24 protein-coding genes are annotated in these 14,676 nt (G+C 61.2%); all 24 read left to right on the forward strand.

Translation table 11 applies throughout. From position 1 onward, the window contains the following. The first annotated feature begins 20 nt into the window (after positions 1 to 20). The 24 genes from fusA to secY all read left to right on the forward strand — a co-directional run bounded on the left by fusA (position 21) and on the right by secY (position 14,657). A complete protein-coding gene (gene fusA / locus EHF44_RS06690) occupies positions 21 to 2,132 on the forward strand; it encodes an elongation factor G (protein WP_124683029.1) in 2,112 nt (703 codons plus the stop codon). Positions 2,133 to 2,209: 77 nt separating this feature from the next. Continuing rightward, positions 2,210 to 3,400: an elongation factor Tu gene (gene tuf, locus EHF44_RS06695; RefSeq protein ID WP_124683012.1), complete on the forward strand. Its 1,191-nt coding sequence runs from the start codon at positions 2,210 to 2,212 to the stop codon at positions 3,398 to 3,400. Positions 3,401 to 3,479: 79 nt separating this feature from the next. After that, positions 3,480 to 3,788 carry a 30S ribosomal protein S10 gene (gene rpsJ / locus EHF44_RS06700; RefSeq protein WP_006160488.1) on the forward strand — a complete coding sequence of 103 codons (309 nt, stop codon included), beginning with the start codon at positions 3,480 to 3,482 and terminating at the stop codon, positions 3,786 to 3,788. A 349-nt stretch (positions 3,789 to 4,137) separates the two neighbouring features. Further along, the gene (rplC, locus tag EHF44_RS06705; RefSeq protein ID WP_066731279.1) at positions 4,138 to 4,782 is read left to right on the forward strand and encodes a 50S ribosomal protein L3; all 645 of its coding nucleotides are present in this window, start codon (positions 4,138 to 4,140) and stop codon (positions 4,780 to 4,782) included. A gap of 12 nt (positions 4,783 to 4,794) precedes the next feature. After that, the gene (rplD, locus tag EHF44_RS06710; protein WP_124683030.1) at positions 4,795 to 5,415 is read left to right on the forward strand and encodes a 50S ribosomal protein L4; all 621 of its coding nucleotides are present in this window, start codon (positions 4,795 to 4,797) and stop codon (positions 5,413 to 5,415) included. Then, complete coding sequence (gene rplW, locus EHF44_RS06715; protein ID WP_061956557.1) at positions 5,412 to 5,726, forward strand: 50S ribosomal protein L23; 315 nt, start codon at positions 5,412 to 5,414, stop codon at positions 5,724 to 5,726. Before rplD ends, rplW begins: the two co-directional genes overlap by 4 nt. Positions 5,727 to 5,728: 2 nt before the next feature. After that, positions 5,729 to 6,559 (forward strand): 50S ribosomal protein L2, encoded by an 831-nt coding sequence (gene rplB / locus EHF44_RS06720; RefSeq protein ID WP_124683031.1) that lies wholly within the window; start codon positions 5,729 to 5,731, stop codon positions 6,557 to 6,559. A gap of 22 nt (positions 6,560 to 6,581) precedes the next feature. Then, positions 6,582 to 6,857, forward strand: coding sequence for a 30S ribosomal protein S19 (gene rpsS, locus EHF44_RS06725; protein ID WP_124683032.1), 276 nt, complete (start codon positions 6,582 to 6,584; stop codon positions 6,855 to 6,857). Positions 6,858 to 6,866: 9 nt separating this feature from the next. Next, complete coding sequence (gene rplV, locus EHF44_RS06730; protein ID WP_092602198.1) at positions 6,867 to 7,196, forward strand: 50S ribosomal protein L22; 330 nt, start codon at positions 6,867 to 6,869, stop codon at positions 7,194 to 7,196. 9 nt (positions 7,197 to 7,205) lie between these two features. Then, positions 7,206 to 8,003, forward strand: coding sequence for a 30S ribosomal protein S3 (gene rpsC / locus EHF44_RS06735; protein ID WP_092602196.1), 798 nt, complete (start codon positions 7,206 to 7,208; stop codon positions 8,001 to 8,003). A 2-nt stretch (positions 8,004 to 8,005) separates the two neighbouring features. Beyond that, positions 8,006 to 8,422, forward strand: coding sequence for a 50S ribosomal protein L16 (gene rplP / locus EHF44_RS06740; protein ID WP_006576240.1), 417 nt, complete (start codon positions 8,006 to 8,008; stop codon positions 8,420 to 8,422). A gap of 10 nt (positions 8,423 to 8,432) precedes the next feature. Continuing rightward, positions 8,433 to 8,627, forward strand: coding sequence for a 50S ribosomal protein L29 (gene rpmC / locus EHF44_RS06745; RefSeq protein WP_008642937.1), 195 nt, complete (start codon positions 8,433 to 8,435; stop codon positions 8,625 to 8,627). Next, positions 8,624 to 8,902 (forward strand): 30S ribosomal protein S17, encoded by a 279-nt coding sequence (gene rpsQ / locus EHF44_RS06750; RefSeq protein WP_008642939.1) that lies wholly within the window; start codon positions 8,624 to 8,626, stop codon positions 8,900 to 8,902. The genes rpmC and rpsQ overlap by 4 nt, the downstream gene beginning before the upstream one ends. Before the next feature lie 271 nt (positions 8,903 to 9,173). After that, the gene (gene rplN, locus EHF44_RS06755) at positions 9,174 to 9,542 is read left to right on the forward strand and encodes a 50S ribosomal protein L14 (protein WP_006576237.1); all 369 of its coding nucleotides are present in this window, start codon (positions 9,174 to 9,176) and stop codon (positions 9,540 to 9,542) included. Between the two features lie 9 nt (positions 9,543 to 9,551). After that, positions 9,552 to 9,860, forward strand: a complete 309-nt coding sequence (rplX, locus tag EHF44_RS06760) for a 50S ribosomal protein L24 (RefSeq protein WP_124683033.1) — start codon at positions 9,552 to 9,554, stop codon at positions 9,858 to 9,860. A gap of 25 nt (positions 9,861 to 9,885) precedes the next feature. Next, positions 9,886 to 10,428 (forward strand): 50S ribosomal protein L5, encoded by a 543-nt coding sequence (gene rplE / locus EHF44_RS06765; RefSeq protein WP_124683034.1) that lies wholly within the window; start codon positions 9,886 to 9,888, stop codon positions 10,426 to 10,428. Between the two features lie 9 nt (positions 10,429 to 10,437). Beyond that, the gene (rpsN, locus tag EHF44_RS06770; RefSeq protein WP_008642942.1) at positions 10,438 to 10,743 is read left to right on the forward strand and encodes a 30S ribosomal protein S14; all 306 of its coding nucleotides are present in this window, start codon (positions 10,438 to 10,440) and stop codon (positions 10,741 to 10,743) included. 27 nt (positions 10,744 to 10,770) lie between these two features. Then, the gene (gene rpsH / locus EHF44_RS06775) at positions 10,771 to 11,166 is read left to right on the forward strand and encodes a 30S ribosomal protein S8 (RefSeq protein ID WP_124683035.1); all 396 of its coding nucleotides are present in this window, start codon (positions 10,771 to 10,773) and stop codon (positions 11,164 to 11,166) included. 9 nt (positions 11,167 to 11,175) lie between these two features. After that, positions 11,176 to 11,709 (forward strand): 50S ribosomal protein L6, encoded by a 534-nt coding sequence (gene rplF, locus EHF44_RS06780; RefSeq protein ID WP_124683036.1) that lies wholly within the window; start codon positions 11,176 to 11,178, stop codon positions 11,707 to 11,709. 11 nt (positions 11,710 to 11,720) lie between these two features. Beyond that, positions 11,721 to 12,077, forward strand: coding sequence for a 50S ribosomal protein L18 (gene rplR, locus EHF44_RS06785; RefSeq protein ID WP_061956591.1), 357 nt, complete (start codon positions 11,721 to 11,723; stop codon positions 12,075 to 12,077). Between the two features lie 21 nt (positions 12,078 to 12,098). Beyond that, positions 12,099 to 12,617: a 30S ribosomal protein S5 gene (gene rpsE, locus EHF44_RS06790; RefSeq protein ID WP_124683037.1), complete on the forward strand. Its 519-nt coding sequence runs from the start codon at positions 12,099 to 12,101 to the stop codon at positions 12,615 to 12,617. A gap of 10 nt (positions 12,618 to 12,627) precedes the next feature. Next, the gene (gene rpmD / locus EHF44_RS06795) at positions 12,628 to 12,810 is read left to right on the forward strand and encodes a 50S ribosomal protein L30 (RefSeq protein WP_008642953.1); all 183 of its coding nucleotides are present in this window, start codon (positions 12,628 to 12,630) and stop codon (positions 12,808 to 12,810) included. A 19-nt stretch (positions 12,811 to 12,829) separates the two neighbouring features. Next, positions 12,830 to 13,264 carry a 50S ribosomal protein L15 gene (gene rplO / locus EHF44_RS06800; protein WP_124683038.1) on the forward strand — a complete coding sequence of 145 codons (435 nt, stop codon included), beginning with the start codon at positions 12,830 to 12,832 and terminating at the stop codon, positions 13,262 to 13,264. A 49-nt stretch (positions 13,265 to 13,313) separates the two neighbouring features. Continuing rightward, a complete protein-coding gene (secY, locus tag EHF44_RS06805) occupies positions 13,314 to 14,657 on the forward strand; it encodes a preprotein translocase subunit SecY (protein ID WP_124683039.1) in 1,344 nt (447 codons plus the stop codon). Positions 14,658 to 14,676: the final 19 nt, after the last annotated feature.

The raw sequence follows: 14,676 nt of genomic DNA on the forward strand, positions 1-14,676 counted from the left end.
CGGACGAATAGAGGATTAAAGTGGCTCGTAAGACTCCCATTGAGCGCTACCGCAATATCGGTATTTCGGCTCACATTGACGCGGGTAAAACCACCACGACCGAGCGGATCCTGTTCTACACCGGTGTGAACCACAAGATCGGTGAAGTGCACGACGGCGCGGCCACGATGGACTGGATGGAGCAGGAGCAGGAGCGTGGCATCACGATCACCTCCGCTGCTACCACCGCCTTCTGGAAGGGCATGGGCGGCAACTACCCCGAGCACCGTTTCAACATCATCGACACCCCGGGCCACGTGGACTTCACCATCGAGGTGGAGCGTTCCATGCGCGTGCTGGATGGCGCCTGCATGGTCTACTGCGCAGTGGGTGGCGTGCAGCCCCAGTCGGAAACCGTCTGGCGCCAGGCCAACAAGTACGGCGTGCCGCGTCTGGCGTTCGTCAACAAGATGGACCGTACCGGCGCGAACTTCTTCAAGGTCTACGACCAGCTGAAGACCCGCCTGAAGGCCAACCCGGTGCCCGTGGTGGTGCCGATCGGCGCCGAAGACGGCTTCCAGGGCGTGGTCGACCTGCTGGAAATGAAGGCCATCATCTGGGACGAAGCCAGCCAGGGCGTGAAGTTCGAGTACCAGGACATCCCGGCCGAGCTGAAGGACACCGCTGACGAATGGCGCGAGAAGATGGTCGAGTCGGCCGCCGAAGCCAGCGAAGAGCTGATGGAAAAGTACCTGGGCGGCGAAGAGCTGACCCGCGCAGAGATCGTCAAGGCGCTGCGTGACCGTACCATCGCCTGCGAAATCCAGCCGATGCTGTGCGGCACCGCGTTCAAGAACAAGGGTGTGCAGCGTATGCTGGACGCCGTGATCGACTTCCTGCCGTCGCCCGTGGACATCCCGCCGGTCAAGGGCGTGGACGAAAGCGACGACGAGAAGAAGCTGGAACGCAAGGCCGACGACAACGAGAAGTTCTCGGCGCTGGCCTTCAAGATCATGACCGACCCGTTCGTCGGCCAGCTGATCTTCTTCCGCGTGTACTCGGGCAAGATCAACTCGGGCGACACCGTGTACAACCCGGTGAAGCAGAAGAAGGAGCGTCTGGGCCGTATTCTGCAGATGCACGCCAACCAGCGCGAGGAAATCAAGGAAGTGCTGGCCGGCGACATCGCCGCCGCGGTGGGCCTGAAGGACGCCACCACGGGCGACACGCTGTGCGATCCGGCTGCCCCGATCGTGCTCGAGCGCATGGTGTTCCCGGAGCCGGTGATCTCGCAGGCCGTGGAGCCGAAGACCAAGGCCGACCAGGAAAAGATGGGCATCGCCCTGAACCGCCTGGCCGCCGAGGATCCGTCGTTCCGCGTGCGTACCGATGAAGAATCGGGCCAGACCATCATTTCGGGCATGGGCGAGCTCCACCTGGAAATCCTGGTGGACCGCATGAAGCGCGAATTCGGCGTGGAAGCCAACATCGGCGCCCCGCAGGTGGCCTACCGCGAAACCATCCGCAAGAAGGCCGAGGACGTCGAAGGCAAGTTCGTCAAGCAGTCGGGCGGCCGCGGCCAGTACGGTCACGCCGTGATCACGCTGGAACCGCAGGAGCCGGGCAAGGGCTTCGAGTTCATCGACGCCATCAAGGGCGGTGTGATTCCTCGCGAATACATCCCCGCGGTGGAGAAGGGTATCGTCGACACGCTGCCGTCCGGTATCCTGGCCGGCTTCCCGGTGGTGGACGTGAAGGTCACGCTGACGTTCGGTTCGTACCACGACGTGGACTCGAACGAAAACGCGTTCCGCATGGCCGGCTCGATGGCTTTCAAGGAAGCCATGCGCAAGGCCAGCCCGGTTCTGCTGGAGCCGATGATGGCCGTGGAAGTGGAAACGCCGGAAGACTACACGGGTACCGTGATGGGCGATCTGTCGTCCCGCCGCGGCATCGTGCAGGGCATGGACGACATGGTTGGCGGCGGCAAGATCATCAAGGCCGAAGTCCCGCTGTCGGAAATGTTCGGTTATTCCACGGCGCTGCGCTCGGCCACCCAAGGCCGCGCCACGTACACCATGGAATTCAAGCACTACGCCGAGGCGCCGAAGAACATCGCCGAAGCCGTGATGACCGCCAAGGGCAAGCAATAAACGTCGCACCGCCACGCATGACCTGCGTGGCGGCGCAAAAGAATCGAATCAGACTGTATTCCATTAGGAGCTGAAACATGGCAAAGGAAAAGTTCGAGCGGACCAAGCCGCACGTGAACGTAGGTACGATTGGTCACGTTGACCACGGCAAGACGACGCTGACGGCAGCGATTGCCACGGTGCTGGCTGCGAAGTTCGGTGGCGCCGCCAAGAAGTACGACGAGATCGACGCTGCGCCGGAAGAGAAGGCGCGTGGCATCACGATCAACACCGCGCACGTGGAATACGAGACGGCCAACCGTCACTACGCCCACGTTGACTGCCCGGGCCACGCCGACTACGTGAAGAACATGATCACGGGCGCCGCGCAGATGGACGGCGCCATCCTGGTGTGCTCGGCCGCTGACGGCCCGATGCCGCAGACGCGCGAGCACATCCTGCTGGCCCGTCAGGTTGGCGTGCCGTACATCATCGTGTTCCTGAACAAGTGCGACATGGTGGACGACGCCGAGCTGCTCGAGCTGGTGGAAATGGAAGTGCGCGAGCTGCTGAGCAAGTACGACTTCCCGGGCGACGACACGCCGATCGTGAAGGGTTCGGCCAAGCTGGCGCTGGAAGGCGACAAGGGCGACCTGGGCGAAGAAGCGATCATGCGCCTGGCCGAAGCGCTGGACACGTACATCCCGACGCCGGAGCGCGCCGTGGACGGTACGTTCCTGATGCCGGTGGAAGACGTGTTCTCGATCTCGGGCCGCGGTACCGTGGTGACCGGCCGTATCGAGCGCGGCGTGGTGAAGGTCGGTGAGGAAATCGAAATCGTGGGTATCCGCCCGACGGTGAAGACGACCTGCACGGGCGTGGAAATGTTCCGCAAGCTGCTGGACCAGGGCCAGGCTGGCGACAACGTCGGCCTGCTGCTGCGCGGCACGAAGCGCGAAGACGTGGAGCGTGGTCAGGTCCTGTGCAAGCCGGGCTCGATCAAGCCGCACACGCACTTCACCGGCGAGGTGTACATCCTGTCGAAGGACGAAGGCGGCCGTCACACGCCGTTCTTCAACAACTATCGCCCGCAGTTCTATTTCCGCACGACCGACGTGACCGGCTCGATCGAGCTGCCGAAGGACAAGGAAATGGTCATGCCGGGTGACAACGTGTCGATCACCGTCAAGCTGATCGCCCCGATCGCCATGGAAGAAGGCCTGCGCTTCGCTATCCGCGAAGGCGGTCGTACCGTCGGCGCCGGCGTTGTGGCAAAGATCCTCGACTAAGCAACCTTCCCGGGACATGCCTTCGGGCGTGTTCCCGACAATCCGGGCACGCTGCCCATCGCTCTTTTAAGGAACAATCATGCAGAACCAGAAGATCCGTATCCGCCTGAAGGCTTTCGACTACCGCCTGATCGACCAGTCGGCCGCCGAAATCGTGGATACCGCCAAGCGTACCGGCGCGATCGTCAAGGGCCCGGTGCCCCTGCCGACCCGCATCCAGCGCTTCGACATCCTGCGTTCGCCGCACGTCAACAAGACCAGCCGCGATCAGTTCGAGATCCGCACTCACCAGCGCCTGATGGACATCGTCGATCCGACGGACAAGACCGTCGACGCGCTGATGAAGCTCGACCTGCCGGCCGGCGTGGACGTCGAGATCAAGGTGTAATCATGTGTCGGGCCGCCTGGCGGCCTGGTGCAGCGGAAACGGCGGACGCAAGTTCGCCGTTTTTGTTTATGCGGCGCCTGCCGCGCCGGCATATGCCCGGAAAACCACGGCTTCGGCATGCAAAGTGCCGCATTGGACGCCGTGCCGGCGATTTCTGCGCTTCCTAGCCAGAAAAAGCGCCACACATCTTGCCCTTTCCAAAAGCCTGCGTTATATTGTAAGGCTACCCGTTTCTCCGGGTAGTGGGGGCCGTTTTGGCCGGCGCAGTCCTTTTCGCGCAACCCGCAAATCGCACAGTTTTCGTGTATCAATCAGCCCCGGCCAATCGCAGCTGGGAATGGAGCAAACCATGAGCCTTGGCCTTGTAGGTCGCAAGGTTGGCATGACCCGTATTTTCACGGACGACGGTGATTCGATTCCCGTTACCGTGGTCGAGGTCGGCGACAACCGCGTGACGCAAATCAAGACGGACGAGACCGACGGTTACACTGCGGTTCAAGTCACCTTCGGCAGCCGACGCGCAAGCCGCGTTACCAAGCCGCTGGCGGGTCATCTCGCCAAAGCCGGCGTGGAAGCTGGTGAAATCATCAAAGAATTCCGCATCGATGCAGCCAAGGCTGCCGAACTGCAAGCTGGCGGTTCGCTGTCGGTCGACCTGTTCCAGGTCGGTCAGAAGATCGACGTGCAGGGCGTGACCATCGGTAAGGGCTACGCCGGTACCATTAAGCGCTACCACTTCGCATCGGGTCGTGCCACCCACGGTAACTCGCGTTCGCACAACGTGCCGGGTTCCATCGGTATGGCGCAGGATCCGGGCCGCGTGTTCCCGGGCAAGCGCATGACGGGTCACCTCGGTGACGTCACCCGTACCGTGCAAAACCTCGAGATCGCCAAGATCGACGCAGAGCGCAAGCTGCTGCTGGTCAAGGGCGCCATCCCCGGTTCCAAGGGCGGCAAGGTCATCGTGACCCCGGCCGTCAAGGCCAAAGCTTAAGGAGCGCATGTAATGGAACTCAAGCTCCTCCAGGATAACGGTCAAATCGGCGCCGGCGTTGCTGCCTCGCCCGAAGTGTTCGGCCGTGACTACAACGAAGCGCTGGTTCACCAGATCGTCGTTGCGTACCAGGCGAACGCCCGTAGCGGTAACCGCAAGCAGAAGGACCGCGAAGAGGTCAAGCACACGACCAAGAAGCCGTGGCGCCAGAAGGGTACGGGCCGTGCTCGTGCGGGTATGTCGTCCTCGCCGCTGTGGCGTGGCGGTGGCCGTATCTTCCCGAATACGCCGGAAGAGAACTTCAGCCAGAAGGTCAACAAGAAGATGTTCCGTGCCGGCATGCGCTCGATTTACTCGCAGCTCGCACGTGAAGGTCGTATCAATGTGGTGGACGGTTTCGCTGTCGACGCGCCCAAGACCAAGCTGCTGGCCGACAAGTTCAAGGCCATGGGCCTGGACTCGGTGCTGATCATCACCGACAGCCTCGACGAAAACCTCTACCTGGCTTCGCGCAACCTGCCGAACGTGGCAGTCGTGGAGCCGCGTCACGCTGATCCGCTGTCGCTGGTGCACTACAAGAAGGTGATCGTGACGAAGGCAGCCGTTGCGCAGATCGAGGAGTTGCTGAAATGACGCAAGTAGCCAAGAACGATCATCGTTTGATGCAGGTGCTGCTCGCGCCGGTGGTTTCCGAAAAGGCAACCCTGGTCGCCGACAAGAATGAACAAGTCGTGTTCGAAGTGGCTCGCGATGCCAACAAGGCAGAAGTGAAGGCCGCCGTCGAACTGCTGTTCAAGGTCGAGGTGCAGTCCGTTCAGATCCTGAACCAGAAGGGCAAGCAAAAGCGCTTTGGCCGCTTCATGGGCCGTCGCAACCACGTCAAGAAGGCATACGTGGCGCTCAAGCCGGGTCAGGAAATCAATTTTGAAGCGGAGGCCAAGTAATCATGGCACTCGTCAAGACCAAGCCGACTTCCCCGGGTCGTCGCTCGATGGTGAAGGTGGTCAACAAGGACCTTCACAAGGGCGCCCCGCACGCTCCGCTGCTGGAAAAGCAATTCCAGAAGTCGGGCCGTAACAACAATGGTCATATCACCACCCGCCACAAGGGCGGTGGTCATAAGCACCACTACCGCGTGGTCGATTTCAAGCGCAGCGACAAGGACGGCATCCCCGCCAAGGTCGAGCGCCTGGAATACGATCCGAACCGCAGCGCCAATATCGCGCTGGTGCTGTTCGCCGACGGCGAGCGCCGCTACATCATCGCCACCAAGGGCATGGTAGCCGGCCAGTCGCTGATGAATGGCTCGGAAGCGCCGATCAAGGCCGGTAACAACCTGCCGATCCGCAACATCCCGGTCGGTACCACGATCAACAACGTCGAAATCCTGCCTGGCAAGGGTGCGCAAGTCGCACGCGCTGCCGGTGGTTCCGCCGTGCTGCTGGCCCGCGAAGGCCTGTACGCCCAGGTTCGTCTGCGCTCCGGTGAAGTGCGTCGCGTTCACATCGAATGCCGCGCCACCATCGGTGAAGTGGGCAACGAAGAGCACAGCCTGCGCGTGATCGGCAAGGCCGGTGCCACGCGCTGGCGCGGCATTCGCCCGACCGTTCGCGGCGTGGTGATGAACCCGGTCGACCACCCGCACGGTGGTGGTGAAGGCAAGACTGCTGCTGGTCGCGATCCCGTGTCGCCGTGGGGTACCCCGGCCAAGGGTTACCGTACCCGCAGCAACAAGCGCACGGACAGCATGATCGTCCAGCGCCGTCACAAGCGCTAATCGGTAGGTAGGAGCTAAAGATATGACTCGTTCCGCAAAAAAGGGTCCGTTCTGCGACGACCACCTGCTGAAGAAGGTGGAAGCGGCTGCAGGCGGCAAGGACAAGAAGCCCATCAAGACATGGTCGCGCCGTTCGACGATCATGCCTGAGTTCATCGGTCTGACGATCGCCGTGCACAACGGCCGTCAACACGTGCCGGTGTACGTGACGGAAAACATGGTTGGCCACAAGCTCGGCGAATTTGCGATTACCCGCACGTTCAAGGGCCACGCGGCTGACAAGAAAGCGAAGAGGTAAGGTGCCATCATGGAAGTGAAAGCGATTCATCGCGGTGCCCGTATCTCCGCCCAGAAGACGCGTCTGGTCGCTGACCAGATCCGCGGTCTGCCGATCGAGCGCGCGCTCAACATCCTGACGTTCAGCCCGAAAAAGGCTGCCGGGATCGTGAAGAAGGTGGTCGAGTCGGCCATCGCCAACGCCGAGCACAACGAAGGCGCCGATATCGACGAACTGAAGGTCAAATCGATCTTCGTCGACAAGGCAACCTCGCTCAAGCGCTTCACCGCACGGGCGAAGGGCCGCGGCAACCGCATCGAGAAACAAACCTGTCACATCACTGTGACGCTCGGCAACTAAGGAGTCACGATGGGACAGAAGATTCATCCGACTGGCTTCCGTCTGGCCGTCAGCCGTAACTGGGCTTCGCGTTGGTACGCCAACAACACGAAGTTCGCCGGCATGCTGAAAGAAGACATCGAAGTTCGCGACTTCCTGAAGAAGAAGCTCAAGAACGCATCGGTTGGCCGCGTCGTGATCGAGCGCCCGGCCCGTAATGCTCGCATCACCATTTACAGCTCGCGTCCGGGCGTGGTGATCGGCAAGAAGGGCGAGGACATCGAACTGCTGAAGGCCGAGCTGCAACGTCGCATGGGTGTGCCCGTGCACGTGAACATCGAGGAAATCCGCAAGCCGGAAACCGATGCGCAGCTCATCGCCGATTCGATCACGCAGCAGCTCGAGCGCCGCATCATGTTCCGTCGCGCCATGAAGCGCGCGATGCAGAACGCGATGCGTCTGGGTGCCCAGGGCATCAAGATCATGAGCTCGGGCCGTCTGAACGGTATCGAAATCGCACGTACCGAGTGGTACCGCGAAGGCCGTGTGCCCCTGCACACCCTGCGTGCCGACATCGACTACGGCTTCTCGGAAGCCGAAACCACCTACGGCATCATCGGTGTCAAGGTGTGGGTCTACAAGGGCGATCACCTGGGCCGCAACGACGCGCCTGTGGTTGAAGAGCCGCAAGAAGACCGTCGTCGTCGTCCGGGTCGCCCGGAAGGCCGCCGCCGTGAAGGCGAAGGCCGTCCGTCGGGTAACCGCCGCGGTGGTGCCGGTGCTGGTCGTCGTGCTGCGCCTGGCGCAGACGCGAAGAGTGGAGAATAACAATGCTGCAACCGAAGCGTAGGAAGTATCGCAAGGAGCAGAAGGGCCGCAACACGGGTAAGGCTACCCGTGGCAACGCCGTGTCTTTCGGCGAATTCGGCCTGAAGGCAATGGGCCGTGGCCGCCTGACCGCTCGTCAGATCGAGTCGGCACGTCGTGCGATGACCCGTCACATCAAGCGTGGCGGCCGCATCTGGATCCGGATTTTCCCGGACAAGCCGATTTCGAAGAAGCCTGCCGAAGTCCGTATGGGTAACGGCAAGGGCAACCCGGAATACTACGTGGCTGAAATTCAGCCGGGCAAGATGCTGTACGAGATGGATGGCGTGAGCGAAGAGCTGGCGCGTGAGGCGTTCCGCCTCGCGGCCGCCAAGCTGCCGATCGCCACGAATTTCGTGGTGCGTCAGGTCGGTACGTAAGGAGATTGGGATGAAAGCATCCGAACTGCGCGGCAAGGACGCCGCAGGCCTGAACCAGGAGCTCTCCGAGCTGCTGAAGGCTCAATTTAGCCTGCGCATGCAAAAGGCCACCCAACAGCTGCAGAACACCAGCCAGCTGAAGAAGGTGCGCAAGGACATCGCGCGCGTGCAAACCGTGCTGACCGAGAAGGCGAACGCGAAATGACTGAAGCTGCGAAGACTGAAACGTCGCTTCGCCGGACCCTCGTGGGCCGTGTCGTGAGCGACAAGATGGACAAGACCGTCACGGTCCTGATCGAAAACCGCGTCAAGCATCCTCTGTACGGCAAGTACGTGCTGCGTTCGAAGAAGTACCACGCACACGACGAAGCCAACCAGTACAAGGAAGGCGACAAGGTCGAGATCCAGGAAACGCGTCCGCTGTCGCGGACCAAGTCCTGGGTGGTTTCCCGGCTGGTAGAAGCGGCGCGCGTCATCTAAGTACAACAGTACGACGTTGACTTGCAAGTCCAGGATTGTGTTGCTATAATCCTGGACTTCCGCTTTATTGCGCTCGCCTTGCAACATCACCCGGCGGCCTGTGAAGCGAGCCAAGGGCAGGCATCCGGCAGGTTTGGATGCGGCCACTACCGACTTCCAAGTTGATCAACCCAAGCGGCGCTGGCGCAATGCCTGGCTCCGACGGGACCAAGACTGACCGGCTGTCCTCAATTACAGAAGGACTGGCGGATTAAGTTGGGAAGATAACACCATGATTCAGACAGAAAGCCGGCTCGAAGTGGCCGATAACACCGGTGCGCGCGAAGTGCTGTGCATCAAGGTACTGGGTGGGTCCAAGCGCCGCTACGCGAGCGTGGGCGACATCATCAAGGTGACCGTGAAGGACGCGGCGCCGCGCGGTCGCGTGAAGAAGGGCGACATCTACAACGCAGTCGTCGTGCGTACCGCCAAGGGCGTGCGCCGCGCTGACGGTTCGCTCGTCAAGTTCGACGGCAACGCCGCCGTACTGCTGAACAACAAGCTCGAGCCGATCGGCACCCGTATCTTCGGGCCGGTGACTCGTGAACTCCGTACCGAGCGCTTCATGAAGATCGTGTCGCTCGCTCCGGAAGTGCTGTAAGGAGCCGCCATGAACAAGATTCGCAAAGGCGACGAAGTCATCGTGCTGACCGGCAAGGACAAGGGCAAGCGCGGTGTCGTCCAGGCAGTGCAAGGCGACAAGGTCGTGGTCGAAGGCGTGAACGTTGCCAAGAAGCACGCTCGCCCGAACCCGATGCTGGGTACCACCGGTGGCGTGGTCGACAAGCTGATGCCGCTGCATATTTCCAACGTTGCGCTCGTGGATGCCAATGGCAAGCCGTCGCGTGTCGGTATCAAGGTCGAAGACGGCAAGCGCGTGCGCGTGCTGAAGTCGACCGGTGCCGTCCTGGCCGCTTGATTCTGGGCACAGATAGGAGTTGAGCATGACAGCACGTCTGCAAGAGTTTTACAAAGAACAAGTTGTGCCGGCGCTGATGAAGCAGTTCGGCTACAAGTCGATCATGGAAGTGCCGCGTTTCACCAAGATCACCCTGAACATGGGTCTCGGTGAAGCCATCAATGACAAGAAGGTCATTGAGCTGGCCGTTGGCGATCTGACCAAGATCGCCGGTCAGAAGCCCGTGGTGACGAAGGCCAAGAAGGCCATCGCCGGCTTTAAGATCCGTCAGGGCTACCCCATCGGCGCGATGGTGACCCTGCGTGGCGAGCGCATGTTCGAATTCCTGGACCGTTTCGTGACCGTGGCCCTGCCGCGCGTGCGTGACTTCCGTGGTGTATCGGGCAAGTCGTTCGACGGTCGTGGCAACTACAACATCGGTGTGAAAGAGCAGATCATTTTCCCCGAAATCGAGTACGACAAGATCGACGCACTGCGTGGTCTGAACATCAGCATCACGACGACGGCAAAGAACGACGAGGAAGCCAAGGCTCTCCTGAACGCGTTCAAGTTCCCGTTCCGTAATTAAGGGGTAACCGTGGCTAAACTGGCTCTGATTGAACGTGAGAAGAAGCGCGCAAAGCTCGTGGCGAAGTATGCCGACAAGCGCGCAAACCTCAAGGCCATTATTGACGACCAAGAAAAGTCGGAAGAGGAGCGTTATCTGGCGCGTCTCGAGCTGCAAAAGCTCCCGCGCAACGCGAACCCGACCCGCCAGCGTAATCGCTGCGCGATCACCGGTCGTCCCCGCGGTACCTTCCGCAAGTTTGGCCTGGCGCGTAACAAGATCCGCGAAATCGCCTTCAAGGGCGAAATCCCGGGTCTGACGAAAGCCAGCTGGTAATTACGCACAGGCTACAGGAGAAACAGTATGAGCATGAGCGATCCTATCGCCGATATGCTGACGCGCATTCGCAACGCCCAGGGCGTGCAGAAGGCGTCGGTGGTCATGCCCTCGTCCAAACTGAAGGTTGCGATCGCCAAGGTCCTGAAGGACGAAGGCTACGTCGAAGACTACTCGGTGCAGGAAGACGGCGGCAAGGCGCAACTGACCATTGGTCTGAAGTACTACGCCGGCCGTCCGGTGATCGAGCGCATCGAGCGCGTCTCGAAGCCCGGCCTGCGCGTGTACAAGGGCCGCAGCGACATCCCCCAAGTGATGAACGGCCTGGGTGTGGCGATCATCTCGACCCCGCAGGGTCTGATGACCGACCGCAAGGCACGTGCCACTGGCGTGGGCGGTGAAGTTCTCTGCTACGTCGCGTAAGGAGCAAACATGTCCCGTGTAGGTAAGGCTCCCATCGCGCTGCCGAAAGGCGCGGAAGTGAATGTGGCGGCTGGCGTGCTCTCCGTGAAGGGCCCGCTCGGTACGCTGTCCCAGCCGATTCACAGCCTGGTGAAGGCCAACGTTGCCGACGGCACGCTGACTTTCGAACCGGCTGACGAGTCGCGCGAAGCGAACGCCCTGCAAGGCACCATGCGCGCCCTGGCGGCAAACATGGTCAAGGGCGTGACCACCGGTTTCGAGCGCAAGCTGACGCTGGTTGGCGTGGGTTACCGCGCTCAACTGCAAGGCTCCGCGCTGAAGCTCCAGCTTGGTTTCTCGCACGATGTGATCCACGAAATGCCGGAAGGCGTGAAGGCCGAAACGCCGACGCAGACCGAGATCGTGATCAAGGGTGCTGACAAGCAGAAAGTCGGTCAGGTTGCCGCGGAAGTCCGCGCGTACCGTCCGCCCGAGCCCTACAAGGGCAAGGGTGTCCGTTACGCCGACGAGCGCGTCATCCTGAAGGAAACCAAGAAGAAGTAAGGGGTGCAATGATGAACAAGAAAGACGCTCGTTTGCGCCGTGCACGTCAGACCCGCGCCAAGATCGCGGAACTGAAGATCAATCGTCTGACCGTGTTCCGTACGAATTCGCATATTTACGCTCAGGTGTACTCGCCGTGCGGCACGCAAGTGCTGGCTTCGGCCTCGACCGCCGAAGCAGAAGTGCGCAAGGAACTGACTGGCAGCGGCGCTACCGTTGCCGCCGCCACCCTGGTGGGCAAGCGCGTTGCCGAGAAGGCAAAGGCCGCTGGCGTGGAAACCGTCGCGTTCGATCGCGGTGGCTTCCGCTTCCACGGTCGCGTGAAGGCCCTGGCTGATGCCGCGCGTGAAGCCGGCCTCAAGTTCTAAGCGCTCAAAGAGAGATACGTCATGGCAAAGATGCAAGCAAAAGTCCAACAGGACGAACGCGACGACGGCCTCCGCGAGAAGATGATCTCGGTCAACCGTGTCACCAAGGTGGTGAAGGGTGGCCGTATCCTCGGTTTCGCTGCGCTGACCGTGGTGGGTGACGGCGACGGCCGCATCGGCATGGGCAAGGGCAAGGCCAAGGAAGTTCCGGTGGCCGTGCAGAAGGCAATGGACGAAGCCCGTCGCAAGATGGTCAAGGTCGCACTGAAGAACGGCACGCTGCAGCACGAAGTCGTTGGCAAGCACGGTGCCGCCAAGGTGCTGATGATGCCCGCCAAGGAAGGTACCGGCGTGATCGCCGGCGGCCCGATGCGCGCGATCTTCGAAGTGATGGGTGTGACGAACGTGGTGACCAAGTCGCACGGTTCGACGAACCCTTACAACATGGTTCGTGCCACCCTCGATGGTCTGCAAAAGATGAGCACGCCGGCGGAAATCGCCGCTAAGCGTGGCAAGTCGGTTGAAGACATCCTCGGCTAAGGTGAACGAAATGTCGCAGAAAACCGTAAAAGTGCAACTCGTGCGCAGCCTGATCGGCACGCGCGAGGATCATCGCGCCACCGTACGTGGCCTGGGCCTGCGTCGCCTGAACTCCGTTTCGGAGCTGCAGGACACGCCCGCCGTGCGCGGCATGATCAACAAGGTCTCGTACCTGGTCAAGGTTCTGGCCTGATCGGGACTTGGAGAGCAACATGCAACTGAACAACCTGAAACCGGCTGCCGGTTCGAAGCACGCCAAGCGTCGCGTCGGCCGCGGTATCGGCTCCGGCCTGGGCAAGACGGCCGGTCGCGGTCACAAGGGTCAGAAGTCGCGTTCGGGCGGCTTCCACAAGGTCGGCTTCGAAGGCGGTCAAATGCCGCTGTACCGTCGCCTGCCGAAGCGTGGCTTTACCTCGCTGACCAAGGCCTTCACGGCCGAGGTGACCCTGCGCGACATCGAACGCCTGGAAGCTGCCGAAGTGGACCTGCTGGTCCTCAAGCAGGCTGGCCTGGTGGGCGAGCTGGTCAAGACCGCGAAGGTGATCAAGGCTGGCGAACTGTCCCGCAAGGTGACGATCAAGGGTCTGGGTGCCACCGCTGGCGCCAAGGCTGCGATCGAAGCCGCTGGCGGCCAGATCGAAGCGTAATTACGCAGTAGCATTCGCAGCATAGGCGAAGTCACAGTCGGAGCATCGTTTGGCCACGGCGAAACCCAATGCAAGCGCGCAGGCCAGGAACACGGCGAAGTACGGCGATCTCAAGCGCCGGCTGATGTTCCTGGTGCTGGCCCTGATCGTCTACCGCATCGGTGCACATATTCCGGTGCCGGGGATCGATCCGGACCAGCTTGCGAAGCTTTTCCAGAGTCAGTCGGGTGGCATCCTCGGGATGTTCAACCTGTTCTCGGGCGGTGCGCTGTCGCGCTTTACCGTCTTCGCGCTCGGCATCATGCCGTACATCTCGGCGTCGATCATCATGCAGTTGCTGACGATCGTGCTGCCGCAGCTGGAAGCGCTGAAGAAGGAAGGGCAGGCAGGGCAACGCAAGATCACGCAGTACACGCGCTACGGCACCGTGGTTCTGGCCACGTTCCAGGCGCTGTCGATTGCGGTGGCGCTGGAGTCGCAGCCAGGGCTGGTTAACGATCCGGGCCTGATGTTCCGGGCAACGGCGGTCATCACGCTGGTGACCGGGACGATGTTCCTGATGTGGCTGGGTGAGCAGATCACCGAGCGTGGTCTGGGCAACGGCATTTCGATCATCATTTTCGGCGGTATCGCGGCGGGCCTGCCCAACGCGATCGGCGGACTGTTCGAACTGGTCCGCACGGGTTCCATGAGTATCATCGCGGCGATCCTGATCGTTGCGATCGTGGCTGGTGTGACCTTCGCCGTGGTGTTTATCGAACGTGGCCAGCGCAAGATCCTGGTGAACTATGCCAAGCGTCAGGTCGGCAACAAGGTGTACGGCGGTCAGTCGTCGCACCTGCCGCTGAAGCTGAACATGGCAGGGGTGATTCCGCCGATCTTTGCATCGTCGATCATTCTGTTCCCGGCGACGATTGCGGGCTGGTTCACGTCTGACTCGACGGGCACGGTGGGACGGTTCATCAAGGACCTGGCCGCCACGCTGTCGCCGGGCCAGCCGGTCTACATCCTGCTGTATGCGGCTGCGATTGTATTCTTCTGCTTCTTCTATACGGCTCTGGTCTATAACAGCCGGGAAGTTGCGGATAACCTGAAGAAAAGTGGAGCCTTCATTCCGGGCATCCGTCCGGGCGAGCAAACGACGCGCTATATCGACAAGATCCTGGTGCGCCTGACGCTGGCCGGTGCGATTTACATCACACTGGTTTGCCTGTTGCCGGAATTCCTGGTGCTGCGCTGGAACGTTCCGTTCTATTTTGGCGGAACCTCGCTGCTGATCATCGTGGTCGTCACGATGGACTTCATGTCACAGGTTCAGTCCTATGTCATGTCGCAGCAGTACGAGTCGCTGCTGAAGAAGGCGAATTTCAAGGGTAACCTGACCTTGCGCTAGAACTGCCGGGTCGGGACGG

Origin of the sequence: Cupriavidus pauculus, from assembly GCF_003854935.1 — a bacterium.
Classification (GTDB): Bacteria; Pseudomonadota; Gammaproteobacteria; order Burkholderiales; family Burkholderiaceae; genus Cupriavidus; species Cupriavidus pauculus_C.